We start from the raw sequence: 23,811 nt of genomic DNA, 5'->3' as shown, positions 1-23,811 counted from the left end.
CTCAATGTACCCTTAACGATAACCGTTAAACCCCTGTGTGATCCGCTTTGGTTTCTAATGGTAAGGTCACGATGGCTTCTGTGCCGCCCTGTGGATGCGCTTTAAGGTATAACTTGCCCCCTAAACGCTCAAAACTGGTGTGGCTTAATAATACCGCAATCCCCATGCCTTTAGGGCTATTAACCATCTTACGGCCTAATGTGGATAATAAATGTGTCGCAATACCCACGCCATAGTCGCGAATAATAATGCTGATCTCTTGAGGCATTATCTGACTAGATGGCGAACGAGATGGAGAACGAGATAGCGATTGCGATTGCGATACGCTGATATTAATGTCGACTTTGGCACCTTGTTGATTGTCTTCGCTAGCCTGGGCGCCATTTTGAATGAGCGCCAATAACGCCGGCAGTAAACTCATGTCGGTATGCAAAATGGCGGTTTCTGCTTCAGGGGAAATATGCAGGCTTAATTGTGTTTCGGGCATTAATAAACTGACCTGCTCTGACAGCAAGGCCACTAGCTTAGCAACCGATTGTTGCAACAGTTTTTGCTCGCGAATGGACTCAGTCGCTAAGCGTAAGTCGCTTAAGGTCACTTCACAGCGGTTGAGTGCTTGCTGCATATCTGCCAGTAATTCAGTTTGCTCGGCATCATGGGCTGTGTCTGATATTTCATCCACTAATAAGCGTAACGTTGCCAATGGCGTGGCGAGTTGGTGCGCCATTTGCGCTGATGCGGTACCCAAAGCAAGGATCTTTTCTTGCCTTAATTGCGCTTCACGTAAATAACGTAACTCAACATTTTTTTGCCGAATACGTTTAGCAATAAAGCCCACGGTAATGGTTAACACTAACGCTGAAATAACAAAATTGAACCACATGCCTAAATAATGTGAGCCCATGTCCATGCTCATATTCATGCCGTGACTCATATTGGGATTGGCAGGCATGTCCATTGCCATTTGGCTCATATCATGGCCCGCATGCATATCAGCGGCAGTGTTAACTGTATCATCAGCGCTATGATCAGGAATATTGATAATCATCAAACTATAAACCGCAGTCGACAACGCCGTTAACGACCAGGGCGCCCAACGAGGTAAGGTAATTGCTGAAATGGCTATCGGCAGCAGTAATAATGAAACAAACGCGTTGGTGGCACCGCCGGTGAAATACAACCAGGTGGCCCAAAATAAGGTGTCGAGTAATAAGGTTAAAAACAATAAACCGTGATTGTCGATACTCAGGCGATGAAATCGATAACTAAACCCCACATAACACGCTTCGATAATCAATACATAACTTAAGGTTGTTGGCGGTGTGGTTAAGCCAAATAAATCAGCCGCAAACACAATAAGGCCTATTTTTAGGCCCCAGTTAACCAATCGTAACAATGCTAATTGTTGTTGATTTGCACTAAAAGGCAGATTCAGATTTGCCATATTTATCATCCTAACTTATTCACGCAACCCTATAATCTCACAGCAAACAATAATCAACCTAACGACACTTATCAATTGCGTAAATATCACCCGAAAAAACCAATCGATATTGTCGCCTCCCCACAAGCCTACCGTGAAATAAACCGCTAAGTGACTTTTTATCGATATGTTGTTAACGCCGCTTCAAATTCAAAGCCTTTAGTGTTATTAATGTACTTTAATTGCATAACCATTCTATCGAGCTGTTTGACTCAATTCTATTTCAGTCTATTTATTAAGCGGTTGCCGATAAAAAATGCTTACCCACTTTTGAGTTCATGGACTGACGATATAAACGTCAGGCTGCTTAAGACGGCTAATAAAAAACTCAAAAAATGAGATAAACCAAGGGATTTGTTCAATGATTAATGAAATTGTGTCGTTCGCTAATAATGTTTTATGGGGCGAATACCAAGTACTGATCTACATATTAGTATTTGCAGGAGTGTGGTTTTCATTGAAGTTACGGTTTATTCAACTGCGCCACTTTGTTTACATGTTTAAAGTCATGAAAGGCAGTACCCAGGGCGATAAATCTGGGATCAGTTCTTATCAAGCCTTATGTACCGGCTTATCTGCCCGGGTAGGTACCGGGAATTTAGCTGGCGTTGCCATGGCAATATCCTTGGGCGGAAGCGGCGCTGTATTTTGGATGTGGGTGATTGCGCTACTGGGTATGGCGACCGGGTTTGCCGAAAGTATCTTAGGCCAGCTGTATAAAGTCCGTGACGATCATAAAGAATACCGTGGTGGACCGGCTTATTATATTCAAGCGGGGCTTAATAAACCCTGGCTAGCGATATTGTTCGCCCTGTGCTTATTTTTAGGTTACGGCATTAGCTTTAGTGCTATGCAAGCAAACACGATTACTGATGCCCTTAATCACACCTTCGAGATTTCTAGTGTGTATTCAGGTGCTGTTATCACTTTTATTGCCGGCATTATTGTGATGGGCGGCCTGCGCAGTATCGCCCGCTTTGCAGAATTAATTGTGCCGTTTATGGGGCTCGCCTTTATTTTGGCTGCAGTATCGGTGACCTTAATCAATATTCAGCAAGTACCCGCTGTGCTAATGGATATCTTTAACTCGGCCTTTGGCTTAACCGAAGCTGGCGCTGGCGCATTAGGCGCGGCGATAAAAAATGGTATTCAGCGTGGTTTATATTCAAACGAAGCCGGTGCCGGTAGCGTTCCGCATGCGGCGGCAGGTGCGACGCCTGTGCCTAACCATCCGGTTGCGCAAGGTTACGTGCAAATGCTGGGGGTGTTTATCGACACTATGGTGTTGTGTAGCTGTACCGCGATTGTGATTTTACTGGCGCAAGGTAATATCGGCAGCGAAATGGAGGGCATTCGTATTACTCAAAATGCCATGACGCACCACATGGGCATCAGCGGCGATATGTTTGTGGCCATTATTATCACCCTATTCTCTTTTACTTCTGTGGTGGCCAATTACGCCTATGCCGAAAGTAATTTACACCTGTTTAAGCTGGATAATATTTATGGCCGTACCGGTTACACCCTGTTGTATTTAGGCATGGTGTATTGGGGCGCAAACGCCAGCTTAAAAGAAGTGTGGAACATGGCCGACATGGCACTGGGCTTAATGACGGTGGTGAATATCAGTGCATTGATGCTGTTAACGCCAACCATCGTAAATTTAACCCGCGACTATCAAGTTAAGCTTAAAACCACTAACAAACCAGAGTTCAAACTGGCTGATGTAAAAATCCAAGGTAAAACTGAAGACGGTGTGTGGTCGTAATCCTATATAGCTAACTCTCCCTTGTTAATAACGCACAGTAGAGCAAAAGCACTACTTTGCGTTTTTTTAGCGTTATGTAGAGTCAAATAGACATGGGCTATAACCATTCGTGATTAAAAATTAATGCAATAAACTGGCCTTACCTCCTTGGTATATCGTAAAATGAGAGTAACTAAAGAGGGGCTCATGGCTAATATTTCTAAATTTGATCGCGAAGATGTACTTGAAAAAGCAAAGAATCTGTTTTGGCAAAAAGGTTTTTTGGCCACTTCTACGCGAGAAATCCAAACCATTATGGATATGCGACCAGGCAGCATTTATGCCGCATTTGGTAGCAAGGCTGATTTATTTAATCAAACGTTAATACATTATGCTGAAACTTCAACGCAGGCTCTTAATGAGCAATTAGCTCAAGATGATCGCGCCTGGGTTGGATTGAAACAGTATCTTCGCAGCCTGATAGTACCTTGCTGTGCACAAGTGCCAAGTGAATTGTGCATGGTAATGCGCACACTTGCTGAACTTGATGAATCACATCAAGAAACCCTAGATATCGCAAAGGATCTTCTCACTCAGGTTGAACATCGGTTCGCTAATATTGTGGAACAAGCACAACAACAAGGTGATTTGCCCGCACAACTTGATAAACACAAAATAGCTAAAAAACTCCAGGTACACATTATTGGCTTACGTTCGTACTTAAAAGCCACTGGCGATACCGACACGGTTAACCAAGAACTTGAAGAGTTTTTTACTCAATTAGAATCCAAATAAAAAAAGCGCCTAAGGCGCTTTTTTTGTCTAAATCCGCAGCAGATTTACGCTAATGCATCAACAAAGCTGACGCTAAATTGGCCAATGTCTTTATATTCAATACTGACTTCTGTCGCCATCGGCACTTTTACCACTCCGCAATAGGAACCGGTAATGATCGCCTGTCCTGCACTGAGTTTTATGCCCTTTTGTGCTAAGTAGTTAATCATCCAATACACAGGTAATTGCGGCAGTTCACACGGATGCTTACCGTTAAATGCCTGCTGGTGATTATTTGCCGTTACCACAACATCAACATGGCTTGCTTGATAAGCAACCGACTTAGGTATTTCAGGGCCAATATACACCCCCTGGTTACTTAAACCGTCAGCCAATTTTTGCAAATAGCTTGGTTGACTGTCGCGGCTAAAACGATTTTGAATTAACTCTAAGGCCATGTGAGTCGCGCTAATAGCACTGTCAATCTCATCATCAGTGTAGTGTTGATAAGGCTCAATATCTTTGCCTAATATAAAGGCTATTTCTGGCTCAATAAGTGCTAAAGCCGTCTCATCTTTTATCGTTGGGATAATGCCACACTGCTGGCCATGTTCAGCCGCTTGTAAAATCGGCGCCACAATAAGTTGATCGTTTGCTTGCGGAACAAGGCATTTCCAGCCGGCAATATGACCATTTAATGCAGCCATTTTTTGTTGCACTATGATGGCCTGGTCAATATTTTGTGCAGTAAAAGCGTCAAAATCGGCGTTAGGATTAGCGTGATTTCGTTGTGCAAATAAGTGTTTAGCAAGTTCAGTAAGCAGTGTATTTTCGGTCACGGTAGCATCATCATAAAATAAAAAACATACATTAACGGGTTTGGTTGGCTTTTTCTAGCAGCAAATAATACCATTCCGCATTAATAAGTGACCACTCAGAATGCGTCCAGCGGTTTTTGATTAAGGTGTGCTATGTAGTAATGGGTGTTCCCTTCCAAATAACGAGAACGCAGAGCAAAAAGCGGCTGGGGCATTCCTTTCAGGCGAGTTTTAAAAGGGCTTACACTGCGTTGCATGACTTCGAAAGAGAACAACTATTCATTCAGTCATACGTCTTGTTTAAGCCCTTTTAAATTCTCGCTGAGAGAGCATTTACTAACGCGTAATGGTATAAAACCGCTGGCTAAAGCCAGCGGTTTATAACGATATATGTTGTTAAAGCACGCTTACTTGCGGGTTGCGCGTAACATCCATGCGGTTTTTTCATGTATACGCATACGGTCAGACACTAACGCTGACGTTGACTCATCATCAGCGGCTTGGGCTAATTTAAGCACTGCGCGTGAAGTTTTAACCACTTGTTCATGGCCTTTTGTCAGTAAATCAACCATATCTGCTGAAGAAGGTACACCTTCGACTTCTTTGATCGAGCTTAAACGAGCAAATTCTTTGTATGTGCCTGGCGCTGCGACGTCAAGTGTCCGAATGCGCTCTGCGATATCATCGACGGCGACTGCAAGCTCTGTGTAATGCTCTTCAAACATTAAATGTAACTCACGGAAATGAATTCCGGTGACATTCCAATGGAAGTTATGGGTCTGCAAGTAAAGTGTATATGAATCAGCTAATAAGCTCTTTAAACCCTCAGCAATTTTAAGGCGGTCATCTTTGTTGATACCAATATCGATGTCTGTCATGTTAACTCCTTATGTTGATGAATGAATCACTATAACAATACAACGTCTATTACTTTGGTAATATTGATCTTGCTCTGCTTTGACGCAGTATTGTTGAAATCTGAGTTTATTTATACTCTATGCAATTGATATTAGATCATTTTAAATCATAAAAACTATTAGATTTATAATTTTTAATCTATTTAACCTCAGCGCAACATTTCAGACCAATACGTAAAATCTTCGGTAATCACACTCGAGCAAACAATACCCGAAACATATACAGCACTATCGCAAGATTAATGAGCAACACAATGACACTGAGTAAACTAAAGTGATGAACCATTTCGTACAGCTCAAAAGGAAGGTAAATGGCCCCACTGACTAATGCAAACCATTGGGTCCAGCGCAAGTTATGCCACAAACCGTAGGCTTCGATAAACCGCACTAAAGTATAAGCTGCAGCCCCTAACGCCATTAATGTTAAGCTCGTTTGTGAGATAGAACCGATAGCGGCAATAAAAATACTGGGGTAATGACTGGCAGGATTTAAATGTAAATGGGTCACCAGATCAATGGCGAGTAACGATAGATTTTGCCCCGCATAGGCATGTAAGCCAATGGCGACGAGCAATGCTAATAAACCTTTACTGGCCTCAAGTACTGCGACCGCTCTTACACCGTTATCTGTATGTGCCATGGGATATCTTGTTAATCAAACAATTTCTGCGATGTTATCAAACATGACGACCAATAAGCACGTCAAATCACATGCTTATTGACTAATCTCTAATACTTAATCTTTAACCCAAACAAGAGGCCTAACACGCTTCAAGGGAACGAGTATCGCACTATACGCTTAACCACTTGGCTATATTGACGTAAAAAAGGCCCGGTGTGATACGCAATACCGTGACGGGAAAGTATCGCCTGCACTTGGGGCGCAACTTGCTGGTAACGTGACGACGGTAAATCAGGAAACAAATGATGTTCAATTTGAAAACTTAAGTGGCCCGTTAAAATGTGAAACAGCTTACCACCTTTGATGTTCGACGAGCCTAATACCTGGCGATAATACCATTGCCCTTGCGTTTCATTTTCACACTCAGCCTGGCTAAAGGTGTGAACATCGGAAGTGAAATGGCCACAAAAAATAATGGTTGAAGTCCACAGGTTGCGCAGTAAGTTAGCGATTAAATTTCCCACCAACACCCACAGAAATAGCGGCCCAGCAAGCAATGGAAATACCACATAATCTTTTACTAGTTGCTTACCGCCTTTACTAAAGAAACGACGCTTGAGCTCCGTCGCATCAACTTTAGATGCCCTACCTTGTTTCTTTTTGCCCATAAACACACGCTCAGCGGCAAGCTCGTGATATGACACCCCCCATTGAAATAACACACTTAAATATATGTAAGTGATAAATTGCCACAGGTTTTTAAGCCGCCATGTAAAGTCATTCGACAAGCGCAGTAAGCCATAACCAAAATCACGATCTTTACCAATCACATTGGTATAAGTGTGATGTTCATAGTTATGAATACGCTGCCAACTTTTACCGTCGCAGGCTATATCCCAGTCAAACTGGCGCGAGTTAATATGAGGATCGTTCATCCAATCATATTGACCGTGTAACACGTTGTGACCAATTTCCATGTTATCGAGAATTTTAGCGCTGGCTAAACTCAATACACCAATAATCCACCATACGGGATGCAGAAAACCCAGCATTAATAATGCACGACCGCCCCACTCTAACGACCGTTGCCATACAATAACCTTGCGGATATAAGCTGCGTCGCTTGCGCCAACTTGAGCAAGTGTTTGACGCTTTAACTCATCAAGCTCAGTGGCTAACTGCTCAAAATTAATATTTTTATTCATCGAACTACAGCTCCAGCTCAAGCGGCGTTACCGCCTGAGAAATACATAATTGAATTAATTGCTCGCCCGGCTGCGATAATTCGCCCGTACGCAGATTTCTGACAACACCCGATTTTTTAACACACTGGCATTGATGGCATACACCGATGCGGCAGCCAAAATTAGCACTAATGCCTTGTTGCTCTAAGCCACTGAGCAAGGTGTCTTTTGCTGCTAACACAAGCTGAGAAGTTTGCCCACGTTGGCTTAAATGGACGTGTTGCTCGCCTGCTGCGGTTTGCGCAAACGTTGGCGCCTGAAAACACTCTGCCTGGCGCTGCGCTTTAGGGTGTTTCATTACATCTAACTGCCGATCAACATCATCCTTAAACTGGCTTGGACCGCATATCAACACCTGGCTTTGCACGTTGCAGGTACTCAGTGCGTCAGTTAAGTTGTGACCATTTTTACGAATAAGTAATTGCACTTGAAACTGGCTTAATTGCTGCTGCAATGCCATGAGTTCATCGACATACAAATGCTCACCGGCCTTGGCAAAGTAAACCAATTGAATGGGATTTTTTGGTTGTTGTGGTAGTAACGCCAGCTGGTTGAACATAGCCATAAAGGGCGTAATGCCACTGCCTGCCGCCACAAACCACAATGGTGTTGACGGTTGAGTAAGGACACTCTCACTTAATATAAACTCACCTTGTGGCGCGCTTAAATTGACATATCCACCCGTGGCAATGTTCGCCAACAATGTTGCCGTAAAAGCTCCATCAGCATTCGTTTTAATGGTTAAACGAATCACACGCTTTTTTAGGTATTGGCTATGAGATTGTTCGGGCGCTGACGATATTGAAAAAGGTCGGGTCATTAAACGGCCATTAATTTCTACCGTCAGTAACACATGTTGGCCAGCTTTCGCTTGCGGCCAGGCTTTTTCTGGAGACAAGTCTAACTGCAAAACATCGGCACCAAGCAACTCATGCCCCAACACTTTTGCCCGAAACCAATGAGTGCGCCAAGCGGGTTTAATACGTTGCATAATAGGCTCAAAATAACTGCCTATCGAATCTGTGTGAAATAAGGTTTTCGCAGTGATATTGTTCAGTCGAGATAATACATTCATTTTAGCGTACAGGTGTTAGCTTAATTTCAGCGCACGATTGTATGCTGAACAACATTAGCTGTGCAAGTCATGATGATAAACAAATGCACCAACTTAGTCATTGATTGTGTATGAGTTGATGATCAAAATTAATCGCCAACACAAAAAATTATATACAATACAATAACTTAACAGTAAAACGCTAAGAAGATGGCTATTACTTTATAGCAAAACCTGCTGGGTGATGGGGTTACCATCCATGATACAGACTGTGTAAATCACCAGAGCTATCGGATAAAACATGTTCACGCGTAAGCTTAATCAAACATTATCGATTAAATAAACGCCTGCAACGTGGAAAAGTAGCTTGGATGGTATCGTTAAAGATGTTTTTAGAAGTGCTGTTATGAATACTGTTATGAATGCTGTTATGAGTGTTGTTAAAAGTGCTGTTGATCTATGTCAGGAGTTGACAGATAAGCATGTTCTTTGATGTGAGAGGATGCAACTGAAACGGCTAATAGCACATCGACAAGTGTCTATACTCACGATGTAAAGTTCGTCGTGGAGTGTTAAGTATTAAGGATATAGATTAACTGATAGCTTTGAGCGTATAGCTTTGAGCTTAATGTGATGAAATTGACGTTAACATAACTGAGTTTATTTTGGCTCCACTAACGGGGCGATCAACAACTCGACTTGCTGATCCTCATCTGGCGTTAATGCACCGTAATCCCTTGGATACGGCCAGCCATAACCCCAACGAAATTGAGTCGGCAAGTAAGGCGAACCACCCACTCGTACGCCAGCTAACATCAATAACGCAATCTGCGGTTGGCCAACATTAGCGACGCAAACACGTAACGCTTTATCTGATGCTAAGCGGTCATCAAATGTGCCGCCTTTCCAATAATCAAAGTCGTGTTTTTGACAACATGCCAACCATAATTCACTTTGCTCAAAGGTCCCATTAGGAAACGAGCTGCAGCCATCACTGGTAAAGGGCGCCAATGTATCTGCACAGACTGAATAAGCAAATAGAGATATGTAGGCAAATGATATCCAGACAAATACCGAGCCGACCCGAAACTGATGGTAATATTTCACGCTTTGGGTCCTTCTTAATGGCAATATCGACTGGCTAATTCTAGCGACATGACGGCGTAATAATATCAGTAATGATGCCACAGTCATCGTAACAGTGATAGAACCGAACCTTTCATAAACACTCAATCAAAGCGTGACGGCCGAATAAAAGCTTAGCAATACTCAAACACCTTAACGATTTGGCTCTGTCAGGTTACGACGGATAGACGTTTTACCAAACCAGCGCTGATAAGGTTGATAATTATCATAAAGCCAATTGAATACGCCGGTATAAACAAAGAAAAACACCAACACGCCGCCTTCAAGCATTAAGGTATCAACTAGGTTTAAACTTAAATACCACGAAACCACTGGAAGGGTTACCACTAGCAAGCCGCCTTCAAAACACATTGCATGGACAATACGAGTGGATAAATTACGCGTCACTCTGTCACTGCCTAATAATTTATCGAACCAAATATTATAAATATAATTCCAAGTGACTGCGCATAACGATATGCCGATACTCACCACCAACATATCGATGGTGCTTTTCTCCATGAGCATGGCACTCACAGGGACTATGATGGCTGCAGCCAATATCTCAAAAGACACCGCGTGGAATATTCTCTCTTTTGTTTGCATAATAAACTCAATTATTGGTGACGTTTGCCTTATTCTCATCCAATATAAGGATACTTAATAGTTAGATACTATCTGGAAAAGCGATATGTATAGCATTGATCAACTCGAGGCGTTTGTTGCAACGGCTAAAACGGGTTCTTTTTCATCGGCGGCGCGTTCACTCAATAAAGCGCAATCTGTGGTAAGCCAACATGTCATCAACCTTGAGATAGACTGCAATGCTGCGCTATTTGACCGCAGCGGCCGTTACCCACAACTTACCCAGGCGGGACATACGTTGTTATCACATGCGCAAGTGTTATTAGCGCAGCATCAACGCTTACGTTCTTGCGCTCAACATCTTGATAAACCTTTTATTTCCGAGCTCACCATCGGCTTAGATGAAGGCATACCCTTCCAAAAACTCTCTAGTATGGTTAATCAGTTAGAAATTGACTTCCCCAATACCACACTGGAATTTTTTACCGCATCTAGCATTGATATTGTCGACTTGATTGACACAGATAGAGCCGTCACCGGGATTATTTTTAGTGAGCTGTCGATCCCCTCTCACATTGATTATGAATCCATTGGTTCAATTAAGTTTGATATTTATGTTGCGGGCACTCACCCGCTAGCTCAACAACAAGTCAATAATCTGGCCAACCTTAAGCTGCATAGGCAATTGCTAATGCGCTCGCGTAATAACAAATCCAGTGACTTTCAGCTCGCCTTAAGCCCAGACATTTGGTATGCCGATAACTATTATGTGTTACTTGAACTGACATTACAGGGCAATGGCTGGTGTTTATTACCCAACCATATCGCCAATGAGTACGTTAACAGTGGCCGATTGGTGTTATTACCCAGTGAGTTTAAAGATATGGGTTGGCATGCCAATGTTGATGTCATTCAGCATCATCGCTATAGCCTGGAGCCGATGTTTAAGCAATTTAGGCATTCGTTAAGGCAATTACTGACGCCATAAAAAGTGTGCATACGTAAAAAAACACAGGCCGCGATAAGCGGCCTGTGTTTTATAAAATGTAGTACACAACTCATTGGCGATTAAAAACCAAATTTACCATTACTGTTTTTCCAATCAGCCTGAGCAGGAATGGTTTCAATGGTGTCCCAATGTTCTACAATTTTACCTTCTTGCACACGGAACAAGTCATAAAATGACACATGTTGCTGCATGAATGTGCCTTCGCTAATCGATAACACAAAGTTACCTTGGCCCAATATTTTATGGTTCGTTTTTACCACCATTGGCATGTCCATTTTAGCGAGCTCACCTAAGGCTTTGCCTAGGCCACTTAAACCGTCGCCAATATTCGGGTTATGCTGAATATAATCAGTATCTTCACTACCAATAAATTGACCTATTTTTGCCATATCACCTTTGATCAAAATGGTGTTTACAAAATCGGCCACTAAGGTTTTATTTTGCTCGGTTTTGTCTAAGTCGGTCACTGTAGTTGCACCGTCAAACTGGCTGTGACCACTTGGGTTTGCAGCGGCGATGGTTTGCAGGTTATCCCAATGTTCAACAATTTTACCGTCTTCAAAGCGGAAAATATCAAAGCCGGCTTTAGGGCCAAAGAAGTTATATTCCGTGTGCGTAACTACATAATTACCGTCTTGGAATGCACGCTTAACCTGAGCTTTTGCGCTGCCTTTAGGTAACTGCTGCATTACCGCACCAAAACCGGCTAAACCGTCGGCAACGGCTAAGTTATGTTGAATGTATTTGTTAGGGTTGATATAGCCAATTGGCGCTGGGTTGCCCGTTTCAATACTGTTCACTAACTCAACAACCTGTTGCTTGTAGCTCATTTCAGCTTGTGATTTTTCGGTTGCCGCAACGCTGTTGCCAGACATTAAGGCTCCACCCAATAGTGCACTGGTAACAAGTGCACTGACGATTGATTTACGCGCTGCTGATGTGCTGTTAACTGCGATGATTTTGTTAGTAATGGTATTCATGGGTAAGCCCTCTGGTTTCAATGAGGACATTGTATCGCGCAACAAAATAGCCCAGTAGAGTGTAAATGAGCACAAAAATGGTCAAAGTCGAACCGTATCGTTCACCACGACTTATTCAACTCTTTATTAACGGTTATCAATTAATGTGTATTGAGTTTACTAAATTGGCTTGGGGTTAATTGTGTTTGGTTTTTAAAGTACTTCACAAAATTACTGGTATCGTCAAAACCAAAATCATTAGCCAACTGTTGCGTCGTTGCATTGCTCACCACCAAGCGCCGTTTAATCTCGATTATCGTATAAGCATCGATCATCTGTTTTGCGGTTAAGCCCGTTGCTAATTTACAAATGTTATTGAGGGTTTTATAGGTGGTGTGTATTTGCCCCGCAAACCAATTAGCATCTCGTACTTTATGAGCATGTTGTTGCATTGAACTAAAGAATTTCGATAACTTAAGGCTTTGGTCTGTTGACAAGTTATCGTGGCTTAACGCGGGACGTAAGCGGTGTAATAACAAGGCGAGCGCTGAAAATAAATACATGACAATTAACGGCTCAGACGGTTCTATTGTGCTTTCGGTGAGTATTTCGTTAATTAACGTTTCAGTGCGGGCGTGGTTAACATTGTCGAGTTGCAATAGCGGATTATGTTGTTGATTTAAATGTGTTGGGGTGTAATTAGGTAGCCGCATATTGGCATGTACTTTATCTAAAAAGGCTTGGGTAAACAGTAATACTTTACCTTGAGGCTGATGCGAAAAATCGAAACTATGCACCTGATCTGGTTGCACAAAGATTAATGAACCGGCCTTAAAGTCATAACCGGTAAAGTCCACATAATGCTTGCCCTCACCTTGTTTAATGTAGATCAACATAAAAAATGACACGCGATGAGGTGCTTGAGGGTCGTGTTCCATGTTAGGTCGACAATACAAATTAGACAGTTCAATAATCTCTAATTCAGCTTGCTTGGTTTTTTCATGGTTGAAGCCAATATTAGGGATAGTCATGTCATGCTCGAATGTTATTAAGTGATTGGGCGAGTAAATGTAACCAAAGTGATAATTAAATCATTATCAAGCAATTAATACCAATCTGCATTAATAAGTGACCTCTCACTTATTAATACGGAACACCATAACGGCCACTTATTATGGTCATATATATCCATAATGATTGGCTTTAGTTGCTCTTTTTACCGCTAACTAAAAACGGCACAATGACGCTATTAACTCATGGGCAACACATTTTACGTATACGTATTGCCACATGTATTCATTCATCATCACGATATTATTAAGAGGCTACTGCCATGAAAGCCATTGGTTATCAGCAAAATCTACCGGTACACGATCCATTATCATTACAAGATATTCAGTTAGATATGCCTGTTGCGAAAGACCGTGACATTCTAGTTGAAGTCAAAGCGGTGTCTGTTAATCCTGCCGACTTTAAAATTCGTCAAGATATGCCGGCACCTGAAGGTGAATGGAAAATATTAGGTTTTGATGCTGCTGGTATCGTTAAATCAGTGGGTGAAAATGTCAGCTTGTTTAAGCCTGGCGACAAAGTATGGTATGCAGGTGATGTGACTCGTTCAGGTAGTAATGCACAATACCAACTGGTCGACGAGCGTATCGTAGGCCATATGCCAAAAAACTTATCTTTTGATGAAGCCGCAGCATTGCCATTGACCGCCATTACCGCATGGGAATTATTGTTCGACCGCCTAAAAGTGGATAAAGACAACGCCAACAAACGTATTTTGGTTATCGGCGCAGCCGGTGGTGTGGGCTCAATTATGGTGCAATTACTAAAACAGCTCACCCAACTTGAAATTATTGCTACGGCATCACGAGCAGAAACCGTGTCATGGTTACAAGACTTAGGCGCTGACCATATTATTAATCATCGTTATAAATTGAGTGAACAGTTTGCCGAAAAACAGTTGCCGTTAGTCGACTATGTTGTGAGTTTAAACAATACCTCTGAACACTTAATGGAAATAGAAAAGGTGATTAAGCCACAAGGTCAATTTGCGTTAATTGACGATCCACAAAGCTTAGACATTATGCCGTTTAAAATGAAGAGCATTTCAATTCACTGGGAGCTGATGTTCACTCGCTCTTTGTTTAAGACCGACGACATGCAAGCTCAACATCAACTGCTTAACGATGTCGCTAAACTAATCGACAGCGGCCAGATTAAAACCACTGTGGGTGAACATTATGGTGTGATTAATGCGACGAACTTACGCCGAGCTCACGAGCGCTTAGAAACTCAGCAAGCTAAAGGCAAAATTGTTTTAGCGGGTTTTTAAGCCGTCTTAAGGGGCTATGCCCCTTATTGAATATTTTATCCTCGTATCATTGATTTTGGAGCACTGCATGCTAACCCAACTCATTAAGTTTACAGTAAAACCCCAGCATCAACAGGCGGTTAAAGACGCGCTTGTTGACAGTAAAAAAGGCACTCGTCACGAGCTTGGTAACATCAATATGAATATTTTTGTTGATAATGCCAATCCCAATGTATTTTATGCCTATGAACGTTGGCAAGATGCAGCGGCGCTGGCCTTTCATCAACAGCAATCGTATACCCAGAATCTACTTAGGTTGTTAAGTAATGCTCTTGTGTGCACGCCTGAAGTGTTTAATTTACAGGACACAAAACCTGAACCGGTAGTGATTAAAGCCGCAGACCACGAAGATGCACTATTTACCATTATATTTATTTTCCCTATTCATTCGGAATTTCGCCAACCTCTTTTGACACAGTTTGAAGACCATATTCAACACTCTCGTCAAGAAGAGGGTAATTTATTATTTGATCTTTACACCGTTCAAGATGATGACAACACCTTAGTGGTTTATGAACATTGGCGTAAAGAGTCTGACGTATGGGATATCCATTTCAACCAACCTTATGCCAAAATCACAGGGGCAATAATGGAACAGGCGGTTGTGGGTGACATGCAACAATATATGCACTTTGTCAGTGAAATAAACGAATAATAAGGAAGAATAAATGAGCGCATTTTTTATCATTAATTATGATGTTACCGAACCTGAAATGTATGCGAAATACAATCCAGGCTCAAATTCAATCACAGCCGGAACGGTTGCTAAACATGGCGGTACTATCCTTGCTGCTAGCGGTTCAGGTATCGATTTAATGGGCCAACAAGGCCAAATAAAAGTGATCATTGAGTTTCCAAATTCTCAAGCTGCAAAGGCGTGGTTAGACGACCCTGAATACGCCCCAGCTAAAGCGATTCGTTTAGCCGCAACTGACAATATTAACCAATATATCGTCGACGGTTTAATGCCGTAATAGCAATATTACTCATTGATAGAACCGTTATAAAGTTGCTTATAATTAGGTATATGCGCTAACCAAAATGGCGGTGTGCCAATATACTCTTGCACCGCTTTAATAAACTCGCTGACCAATAACGTTTGTTTGCGATGAGGATACACGGCGTAAATGCCAGTATCCATCGTCGACAAACCATAATTGGTTAACAGCGGCACTAAGTTAAATTCCGCAATCGGTTTTTCTAAGTTAAACAAATCAATCACGGTATAGCCCAAACCATCTGCCACCGCGGCAATCATCGAACTGACATCACTGACTTTTAAATTGCCTTGCATCTTATAATTTTTAAACTGCTCACCATGAGGATGCGTACTTAATCGCATCACATCTATGGATGATTCACCATTACTGTATATCACTGCTGGCAGGGTTATCAGTTGCTCTGGCGTCGTTGGCATACCATAACGCTCGATAAAATCTTTGGAGGCCACTATCGCAAAGTGGGTTTTGGCGATTTTTTTTGCAATTAAATTCGACTCCGCTAAGCGCCCCATTCTAAAAGCCACATCAAAATGATCGGAAATAATATCAGCTTTACGGTCATCTAAAGACAACGTCACTTTGACGTGAGGATAACGTTTCATAAACTGGCTAATCACCGGCTGCAAATAATGTTGACCAAAAAAAATGGACGAGGTTATTCGAATTATCCCTTTAGGTTCAGACTGGTAAGAGTCAGCAATGTTTTGAATATCATCTAAGGTATTTTGTAGAATATGCGCTTGGGTGAGAATTTCTTCGCCCGCAGAGGTTAACGCAAATGAACGTGTAGAGCGGTTAAGCAGCTGCACGCCTAATGTCGACTCTAACTTTTTAATTTGTTTGGAGAGTGACGAATTATCCATATCATGTAACGCCGCCGCTTTAGCAAACGAGCCTTGTTGAACTACATCTACAAATAATCTTAATTGCGCGGTTACAGACATAAAACCCATCCTTAGCGTAAAATTTAACTCATCACTTAACATAACGGTTTAACAGAAATAACAACAATACTAGGGTAACAAATCTTCAGACTTAGCGGTTTACGCTTTCTCGTCCCAATAAGGGATTTGAGGATAATACTGACTCACAAAATCAACAAAACAAGCCACCTTTGCCGCCAAATATTGCCGATTAGCATACATCATATACAAGCCTACAGGCTTAGGCTCATAATCCTTGAGTATTTGGACGAGTTTACCTTCAGCCAATGCTTTACCCGCTATAAAAGTGGGCTGAATAATAATCCCACCCCCTAAAATAGCGGTATTCACTAATAACTCACCATTATTGGCCACCAGACGTTGTTTAAATTGAAGCGAGTGAGCCGCATCGTCGAAACCTGAAAACAACATCGCATCGTCTGAATATGCATATTTAAGGTAAGTATGGTGTTGTAACTCTGCTGGCGTTTTAGGAGTACCGCAACGCGCTAAATATTCTGCAGAAGCCATAATAGCGATACGGATCGGTGCCACTTTTTTACCGATATAAGATGAGTCAGCTAACTGACCAATACGCATTGCCACATCGATGCCCTCATTTACAATATCGATTTTAATGTCAGATAATTTAATGTTGAGGGTGATTTCGGGGTGGATACGCTGGAAATCCATTAACAATTGCGGTAAGTGCAAGGTACCAAATGACATGGGCGCGCTCACGGTTAAGGTACCCGATACCACTTGAGTATGCAGAGTTAAGCGCGTTTCCATATCATCAATATCAGCAATAATTTGCACACAGCGTTGGTAATATTCACTGCCCGCTTGGGTCAAACTCAATCGACGAGTGGTGCGCTGCAATAACCGCGTTTGTAAACTTTGCTCTAAAGCCGAAATGTACTTACTCACGAGTTGTGGTGATAAATCTAGCTTGTCAGCGGCTTTAGTAAATGCGCCTTCTTGCACGACAGTCAAAAAGGTTCGCATAGTCTCAAGCTTATCCATAAATTAACAACGCCCTGTTGATTGTTTATCAATTTTTAGCACATTTATCTTCATAATGACTCGTAATATAGTGATTAGCAAGCCAGGTTAAGCCACTCGGTCACACATTATATAATCCTGCATTGATCAATAATAACCATTGTGACTGCATATAACACATACATTAAATAGGTAGCCAACATGACATCACAACGTCCATTATTTATTTCTCACGGTTCCCCAATGATGGCCGTCGAAAACAGTACAACATCGCGTTTTTTGCAACACTTGGGGCGCACAATAACGACACCTAAAGCGATTGTGGTGTTTTCAGCACATTTTGATGTGAGTCACGATGTCGTGATTACTGCAGGGCAACATCCCGCGACGGTTCATGACTTTTATCGTTTTCCCGATAAGTTATATCAAATTCGTTACCCAGCTCCCGGGGAGCCCTTACTCGCTAAGCATATAGCAGCGCTATTTGAGCAGGCCAATATCAAGGTAATGTTAGACACCCAACAGGGCTGGGATCATGGTGTATGGATCCCACTGAGGTTAATGTACCCACAAGCCAACATCCCTATTGTGCAGATATCCATCAACACGAGACTTGGAGCTGCACAAAACTATCGATATGGCCAATTATTAGCCTCACTAAAGCATGACAATATTCTTATTATTGGCTCCGGCGGGATAAGCCATAATTTAGCCGAGGTATTTAAGCGCACTAAAACCGTTAATGGGGTCGACATGATGAACCAATTTAGGTATTGGGTTGAAGACAAGCTGGTAAATAATGATATTGAGTCTTTACTGAACTACCAACAACTTGCTCCGCATGCTCAATTTAACCACCCAACTCAGGAGCATTTTTTACCGTTAATGTCGGTACTTGGTGCAAGTGGCAACACTCAAGCTCAAAAAATACACCAAGATGTTGAGTATGAATTGTTAGCACTTGATGCTTATTCGTTCAATTAAAGCCAAGAGGTTTGCACCAGGGTCGATTGAAGGTGACAGCGATCAATGCCTGCTGTTTCATCATTTAAAAACTTGAACTGACGGTATATATTGGCTAGGGCGTACAAAAATAATACAAACAAATATTCATCTCTCAAAGCTGTTGGACCTTAAATAAAATTCAGCATAAACTGCAATTTATTACGGTTAATACATCATTGATTAACAACACGAAAAAATGTATGTCACTTTTGCAGTAAAGCTTGAACTCGGTAGTGTTATTTCGCTTATATTACCTTATTAAATAAGCTATCTTGTAACATGACGTACACATTAAGTACGCTGTGGTTGATAACAATAATGCGACTCAATAGCCTCAAGGAACCGATTTATGCTGATTGAACATGACATTACTGACGTACAAGTTGGAATGTATGTGGTCGAAATCACCGAACCTAAAGACACGTTTTCGCTCACAAAGCCTGGCGTGCTTAAAAGTGAACGTGTTATTGAGGCATTAAAACGCAAATCGGTTACCAAGTTATTAATCGACACCAGCAAAACAGAAGTGATTACTAAAGAAACGGTCACCAAAGACCATGCGCCAAAGTCAGAGCCACCTCGTCAAGTTGCGCCTGCTCGCCCTATAACAAAACCGAATTTCTTTAATCAAGAAATCGTTAGAGCGCGCCAGGTGTTTAACGAATCAAAAGATATTCAAAAAAAGCTGTTTCATAATGCCCAGCATGGTTTGCCATTAGACATGGATCCGGTGCAAAAAATTACCACTGAGTCTACCGACCTTATTTTTAATAATCCTAATGCCCTTTCGTGCGTGATTAACATCCGTAATAAAGATGAATATTTATTAGAACATTCGGTATCGGTGTCGGTATTGATGACCATGTTTGCTGTGTATAAAAAAATCGACAAAGCCATTGTAAATCAATTAGCGATTGGCGCATTTTTACATGATGTCGGCAAAATCATGATCCCCGATCGGATTTTGAACAAACCCGACAGATTAACCGATGAAGAGTTTCATATTATGAAAACTCACGCCAGTTATTCCATTGAGATCATGAAGAACACCCCTGGCATCAGCTCGTTAAGTTTAGAGGTGGCCAGCTTGCACCATGAAAAGCTCAACGGTGAAGGCTATCCCTTCGGCGTACCAGCTGAAAAAATCACCCTGTATGGACGGATGATCAGCATTTGCGATATCTTCGATGCATTGACGTCAAACCGCTGTTATAAAGAAGGTTATGCTCAGGTAAAAGCCTTCAGTATATTGCGAGCGTTGGCAGACAAAAATGAGCTCGACAAAGATTTAGTCGACGAATTTATTCGCTGCATGGGGGTTTACCCTGTCGGCGCAGTGGTGCAGTTAGAATCCAACAGATTGGCCATTGTTGAAGGTCACAACCCTAAAGATCCTATCCGCCCACTAGTCAAACCGTTTTATCATTTAAAACCGGATCACTTTGAAGTTGGCCAAAAGATCGACCTGGCTACCGTCACCGACGATTTAATTGTCAAATGCGTTCGAGCTGACGACTACAATCTCAATATGGAACAAATTATCGAGTTTCTGGCACATGAAGGTTAACCTTTCGATACGCAAGTGGAATTAATTAAATTTTCGGTTTATCGTTCGCCTTGCACCTCAAATTCATCATAAGCTAAACGCGCTTTACCATCAGCTTGTATCTGCCAATGCTCATGATGTACCACACCAAATGCGCTATTCATGGTCCAATGAGCAGTTAAGATATAGCCGTCATCACCCATAGCCTCCCAAGTAACGTGTGTGTAATCAACATCTTTAAACCCTTTATCCATTATTCCTTGCCAAAATGATTCAATGGCTTGACGACCTTTGAATTCACCAAAAGGTTTAGCGAGCATGATGGTATTTTCAGCATACTGTGCCGCGCAACCTGCTGCATCTTGACGATTAAACGCCTTTTGCCAATCACTAATACCCTGCTGACATATTTCTAAAATAGTTGAAGACATCTTTATACTCCACAGATTGAATAAGCCATTAGCATATCGAACTAATTGCAACTGAAAAACTAAACCAATAGAATTGATTGTTAATAAAAACCATACAATCAACAATAATGATTAGCGAGGAAATAACGATGAATAAATTACGGCAAATGGCTATTTTTGCTCATATCGTCGATCTCGGTTCGATAACCGCTGCCGCAGAATCATTACAACTCTCTAAGTCGGTTATCAGCCAACACCTAAAAGCACTGGAGCAGGATATTGGGGTGACTTTACTTAAACGTACCACCCGCAGACAAATACTCACCAGTGCAGGTTCGAGTTTTTATCAACATTGCCAAGTCCTTAACCAAACTGCTGATGTTGCTTGGCAACAAGCACAACAACATTTAGCCATCCCTCAAGGTATTGTAAGAATAACGGCACCCAATGCATTAATGGAAACACTTGTGGCTCCCGCTATCGCCCTCGTGATGCAGCAATATCCATTAATTGAACCGAATTTAATCAGTAGTGATATTCACTTAGATTTGAATCGAGATAATATTGATTTAGCAATCCGTGTTGGCGAGTCGAAAGACAGCAATATAAAGCAGCGAAGAATAGGTTCATTTAGAGATGTATTGTGCTCAGTTAACACATTGCATCAACCAGCCCAACAAATGCAGGCCTGTTATATTGCCAACTCTTGGCAGAGTAAACAAATAGCACATCACTTTATGTCAGATAATCATGACGATATACACTATAACGTGACAGCATCGTGTCAAACCAATTCATTTCATACTTGTCTTTCATTAATAAAAGCAGGTGTCGGTATCGGGTTAGTTCCTGATTTTCATCTACCTCATTATCCAGAGTTAACCGCGGTATTCAGTCAGCATAAATTACCACTGAATGCTGTCTATTCAATGCATCCTTTTACCTCTGGTTTACCTTTACACGTCTCGGTATGTTTGCAAGCAATTGAAGAAAAACTGGCTCTAATAACAAAAACGCCTGTGTAATATCACGTTGTCATGTTAATCCTTAGACAATATTTTTAGACCAAATAAATAGCGCATCAGGTTAAAAGGTTTTATGACCCAATAACACAGCGCTGCACAAATAATAAAGGCGCTAACAAGTAAACTGAGCGATTTAACCATTATTCCCGCCTGCCACTGCACAATATAAAACGCCAACATCACAATGACGGTTTGATGCAAAATATAAAACGGGTAAATGAGTTCATTAGTTTGCTGTAGCCAGGTAGGTGTCCTGTTAATATAAGCACTGGCAAACCCTACCATGGTTAACAAACCCGACCATGACACCAAGCTGCATACCAACCACCAAATTTGCCACCGAGCCGTTAATGACAAATATGGGCTTAAATCTGGTGAATAGTAATATGCATAAAAAAGTAACGAGCTAATGAGTAGACTGATTAAATAGGTGCGACGATGCAAAGCCAATGTTTGCCAAATCTGTCCGCTGTATATAAAACTCATACCCGCAAAAAAGAACAACACATAAAACAAACTTAATGACAGGTTTTCAATATGATGACTGTCATCGGGCATTAGGTATTTTGCCAAACCTCTCACTATGACCAACACCAGCCCTAAAGACAATAATCCATATTGCGACTGGCTCAGGCGTTCAAGCCATTTAAGCCACACCGTCCCCGTTGCGCCATCTAAAAAGCGTTTAAACGGTATAGCCAGTAACATAAAAATCAACAGAAACTCAATAAACCATAAATGATTGTTATCAAACGACCACATAAGTTGGCTATAGGCTGATAACAATGACTCATAATCGGCGATATTTTCGATATAGTTTTGAGGCGGTACTATCAATATCATCCCCACCAGCAATGGTATAAATAACCGATGAAATTTACTGATCATAAATGATTTTGCCGACATTTTTTGCAGTAACAATAAACTACCAGCCCCTGCAATAAAAAATAACGTTTGCAGCCTCAGCTGCTCAAAATAAACCATAATGTCGTCAAGCACTTTGCTGGACTCATTATTCATAACATGCCAGCCATCACCATTGAATGGCATAAAAATATGATGCAAAAAAACAGCAAATATCAATATCACCCGCAACCAATCAAGCTCAGAATAACGTCTACTTTGGGGTAAAACTTTGTCCATAATCAATGCCTTCCTCTGGCTTATTCGTGTGATGTTTTGCCGTGATGGCATACTGATATATCAGCAGTAAAAATAATATTAAGGCTATTTTAGGGCATAAGTAGCATACAGCAACATAACCTCAGTTTTTATTAGGCCATACTTTTTGCAATGCTTGGTTGATTAGCGATGACTAGCGCCACAAAGGCATTGACCGTAGCACTGTGATTAGTTGACTTGACATGCAACTGCGTCGCAATGGATTTGTGCGCATCAGTAAGCGTTAAAAAATGGCAACTTTGGCTGTATAATTTACTAATACAATACGGCGCAATGGCGACACCTAAGCCCGCTGCCACCTCGGTTAATAAGGTTTGCATATGCCGAGGCTGACTCACGATATTGGCTGAAAACCCTGCTTGTTTGCACAACATAATAGTGTCATCAAACAAGCCGACGGCTTCATCTCGATGGAATATGATTAATTTTTGTTGCTGTAGCTGGCTCAACGCAATCTGAGTATGTTGTGCTAAAGGATGATGTGCTCCCACAACGGCAACAAGCTTGTCGATATAGATATCTGTACTGCTAAATTCATCTTGAATGCCTGTGGGTAATGGCCGAGAAAAACCCACATCAATAGTATTTCGCTTAAATGCTTCTATTTGTTCTGTCGCGGTCATTTCAAATAAGCTGACATGTACATCAGGGTATAACTGCGAGTAACTGCGAATTAGGTCCGCCATAAAACTTAAGCAGGCAGAACTTAAATAGGCAATGTTTAACTCGCCCACCTGCCCTTGCTCTGCTCGCTTTACCTGGCTTTTAGCTTTTTCTGCCAAGGCAATAATCAGTTTGGCATCGTGCAGTAACTGCTCACCTGCTGTCGTGATCATCACCTCTCGCGAGTTACGAATAAACAACAATACTCCAAGCTCATCTTCCAGCATCGCAATATGTCGGCTAATGGCGGGTTGCACAGTATTGAGCTCGCGCGCCGCGCCAGAAAAGCTTTGATGTGCTGCCACACTGATAAAGCTATTAAGCAATTTAATAT

24 protein-coding genes are annotated in these 23,811 nt (G+C 41.7%); 9 read left to right on the top strand and 15 right to left on the bottom strand.

The features are described 5' to 3' along the window. Positions 1 to 25 precede the first annotated feature (25 nt). Positions 26 to 1,444, bottom strand: coding sequence for a sensor histidine kinase (locus ACROAE_RS14955; protein ID WP_432403130.1), 1,419 nt, complete (start codon positions 1,442 to 1,444; stop codon positions 26 to 28). Between the two features lie 400 nt (positions 1,445 to 1,844). On the opposite strand from ACROAE_RS14955, the gene ACROAE_RS14950 reads away from it, so the two are divergent. Then, positions 1,845 to 3,251 carry an alanine/glycine:cation symporter family protein gene (locus ACROAE_RS14950; protein WP_432403128.1) on the top strand — a complete coding sequence of 469 codons (1,407 nt, stop codon included), beginning with the start codon at positions 1,845 to 1,847 and terminating at the stop codon, positions 3,249 to 3,251. Positions 3,252 to 3,437: 186 nt separating this feature from the next. Further along, positions 3,438 to 4,025, top strand: coding sequence for a TetR/AcrR family transcriptional regulator (locus tag ACROAE_RS14945; RefSeq protein ID WP_432403126.1), 588 nt, complete (start codon positions 3,438 to 3,440; stop codon positions 4,023 to 4,025). A gap of 44 nt (positions 4,026 to 4,069) precedes the next feature. Here ACROAE_RS14945 and ACROAE_RS14940 read toward each other — a convergent pair whose 3' ends face one another. From ACROAE_RS14940 to ACROAE_RS14910, 7 genes are all read right to left on the bottom strand, one after another. Continuing rightward, on the bottom strand, positions 4,070 to 4,843 hold the full coding sequence (locus ACROAE_RS14940; protein ID WP_432403123.1) for a fumarylacetoacetate hydrolase family protein: 774 nt from the start codon (positions 4,841 to 4,843) through the stop codon (positions 4,070 to 4,072). Between the two features lie 386 nt (positions 4,844 to 5,229). Beyond that, positions 5,230 to 5,700: a Dps family protein gene (locus ACROAE_RS14935; protein WP_160052375.1), complete on the bottom strand. Its 471-nt coding sequence runs from the start codon at positions 5,698 to 5,700 to the stop codon at positions 5,230 to 5,232. A 229-nt stretch (positions 5,701 to 5,929) separates the two neighbouring features. Next, positions 5,930 to 6,379 (bottom strand): DUF2127 domain-containing protein, encoded by a 450-nt coding sequence (locus tag ACROAE_RS14930; protein WP_432403120.1) that lies wholly within the window; start codon positions 6,377 to 6,379, stop codon positions 5,930 to 5,932. A 131-nt stretch (positions 6,380 to 6,510) separates the two neighbouring features. Next, positions 6,511 to 7,566: a fatty acid desaturase family protein gene (locus tag ACROAE_RS14925; protein WP_432403118.1), complete on the bottom strand. Its 1,056-nt coding sequence runs from the start codon at positions 7,564 to 7,566 to the stop codon at positions 6,511 to 6,513. Positions 7,567 to 7,570: 4 nt separating this feature from the next. Further along, complete coding sequence (locus ACROAE_RS14920) at positions 7,571 to 8,596, bottom strand: flavin reductase family protein (RefSeq protein WP_432403116.1); 1,026 nt, start codon at positions 8,594 to 8,596, stop codon at positions 7,571 to 7,573. Between the two features lie 723 nt (positions 8,597 to 9,319). Next, entirely contained in the window at positions 9,320 to 9,721 is a 402-nt protein-coding gene (locus ACROAE_RS14915; RefSeq protein WP_432403235.1) for a hypothetical protein, read from the bottom strand. A 216-nt stretch (positions 9,722 to 9,937) separates the two neighbouring features. Further along, positions 9,938 to 10,390: a PACE efflux transporter gene (locus tag ACROAE_RS14910; protein WP_432403114.1), complete on the bottom strand. Its 453-nt coding sequence runs from the start codon at positions 10,388 to 10,390 to the stop codon at positions 9,938 to 9,940. Between the two features lie 85 nt (positions 10,391 to 10,475). On the opposite strand from ACROAE_RS14910, the gene ACROAE_RS14905 reads away from it, so the two are divergent. Continuing rightward, positions 10,476 to 11,357, top strand: coding sequence for a LysR family transcriptional regulator (locus tag ACROAE_RS14905; RefSeq protein WP_432403112.1), 882 nt, complete (start codon positions 10,476 to 10,478; stop codon positions 11,355 to 11,357). A gap of 80 nt (positions 11,358 to 11,437) precedes the next feature. Here the strand turns inward: ACROAE_RS14905 and ACROAE_RS14900 are convergent, their stop codons facing one another. Further along, positions 11,438 to 12,358, bottom strand: coding sequence for a nuclear transport factor 2 family protein (locus ACROAE_RS14900; RefSeq protein ID WP_432403110.1), 921 nt, complete (start codon positions 12,356 to 12,358; stop codon positions 11,438 to 11,440). 140 nt (positions 12,359 to 12,498) lie between these two features. Beyond that, a complete protein-coding gene (locus tag ACROAE_RS14895) occupies positions 12,499 to 13,368 on the bottom strand; it encodes an AraC family transcriptional regulator (RefSeq protein ID WP_432403108.1) in 870 nt (289 codons plus the stop codon). A gap of 302 nt (positions 13,369 to 13,670) precedes the next feature. Here ACROAE_RS14895 and ACROAE_RS14890 point away from each other — a divergent pair, with 302 nt between their 5' ends. From ACROAE_RS14890 to ACROAE_RS14880, 3 genes are all read left to right on the top strand, one after another. Further along, positions 13,671 to 14,678 (top strand): zinc-binding alcohol dehydrogenase family protein, encoded by a 1,008-nt coding sequence (locus ACROAE_RS14890; protein WP_124731046.1) that lies wholly within the window; start codon positions 13,671 to 13,673, stop codon positions 14,676 to 14,678. 67 nt (positions 14,679 to 14,745) lie between these two features. Further along, positions 14,746 to 15,372, top strand: coding sequence for a putative quinol monooxygenase (locus ACROAE_RS14885; protein ID WP_432403106.1), 627 nt, complete (start codon positions 14,746 to 14,748; stop codon positions 15,370 to 15,372). A gap of 13 nt (positions 15,373 to 15,385) precedes the next feature. Next, positions 15,386 to 15,691, top strand: a complete 306-nt coding sequence (locus tag ACROAE_RS14880; RefSeq protein ID WP_432403104.1) for a DUF1330 domain-containing protein — start codon at positions 15,386 to 15,388, stop codon at positions 15,689 to 15,691. Positions 15,692 to 15,699: 8 nt separating this feature from the next. Here ACROAE_RS14880 and ACROAE_RS14875 read toward each other — a convergent pair whose 3' ends face one another. Further along, on the bottom strand, positions 15,700 to 16,662 hold the full coding sequence (locus tag ACROAE_RS14875; protein WP_432403102.1) for a LysR family transcriptional regulator: 963 nt from the start codon (positions 16,660 to 16,662) through the stop codon (positions 15,700 to 15,702). Between the two features lie 99 nt (positions 16,663 to 16,761). Continuing rightward, complete coding sequence (locus tag ACROAE_RS14870) at positions 16,762 to 17,667, bottom strand: LysR family transcriptional regulator (protein ID WP_432403100.1); 906 nt, start codon at positions 17,665 to 17,667, stop codon at positions 16,762 to 16,764. A gap of 180 nt (positions 17,668 to 17,847) precedes the next feature. Here ACROAE_RS14870 and ACROAE_RS14865 point away from each other — a divergent pair, with 180 nt between their 5' ends. Beyond that, the gene (locus ACROAE_RS14865; RefSeq protein ID WP_432403098.1) at positions 17,848 to 18,630 is read left to right on the top strand and encodes a DODA-type extradiol aromatic ring-opening family dioxygenase; all 783 of its coding nucleotides are present in this window, start codon (positions 17,848 to 17,850) and stop codon (positions 18,628 to 18,630) included. 370 nt (positions 18,631 to 19,000) lie between these two features. Continuing rightward, positions 19,001 to 20,218 (top strand): HD-GYP domain-containing protein, encoded by a 1,218-nt coding sequence (locus tag ACROAE_RS14860; protein WP_432403096.1) that lies wholly within the window; start codon positions 19,001 to 19,003, stop codon positions 20,216 to 20,218. Positions 20,219 to 20,256: 38 nt separating this feature from the next. On the opposite strand, the gene ACROAE_RS14855 is transcribed toward ACROAE_RS14860, so the two are convergent. Next, a complete protein-coding gene (locus ACROAE_RS14855) occupies positions 20,257 to 20,628 on the bottom strand; it encodes a YybH family protein (protein WP_432403094.1) in 372 nt (123 codons plus the stop codon). 128 nt (positions 20,629 to 20,756) lie between these two features. Between ACROAE_RS14855 and ACROAE_RS14850 the strand changes: the two genes are divergently transcribed. Further along, positions 20,757 to 21,632 (top strand): LysR family transcriptional regulator, encoded by an 876-nt coding sequence (locus tag ACROAE_RS14850; protein WP_432403092.1) that lies wholly within the window; start codon positions 20,757 to 20,759, stop codon positions 21,630 to 21,632. 15 nt (positions 21,633 to 21,647) lie between these two features. On the opposite strand, the gene ACROAE_RS14845 is transcribed toward ACROAE_RS14850, so the two are convergent. Continuing rightward, positions 21,648 to 22,775 carry an acyltransferase family protein gene (locus tag ACROAE_RS14845; RefSeq protein WP_432403090.1) on the bottom strand — a complete coding sequence of 376 codons (1,128 nt, stop codon included), beginning with the start codon at positions 22,773 to 22,775 and terminating at the stop codon, positions 21,648 to 21,650. Positions 22,776 to 22,906: 131 nt separating this feature from the next. Beyond that, on the bottom strand, positions 22,907 to 23,803 hold the full coding sequence (locus tag ACROAE_RS14840; protein ID WP_432403088.1) for a LysR substrate-binding domain-containing protein: 897 nt from the start codon (positions 23,801 to 23,803) through the stop codon (positions 22,907 to 22,909). Positions 23,804 to 23,811: the final 8 nt, after the last annotated feature.

The organism is Shewanella sp. MF05960, from assembly GCF_050849305.1.
Classification (GTDB): Bacteria; Pseudomonadota; Gammaproteobacteria; order Enterobacterales; family Shewanellaceae; genus Shewanella.
The sequence above is the reverse complement of the archived record's forward strand: the minus strand, read 5'-3'. Positions and strand labels throughout refer to the sequence as shown.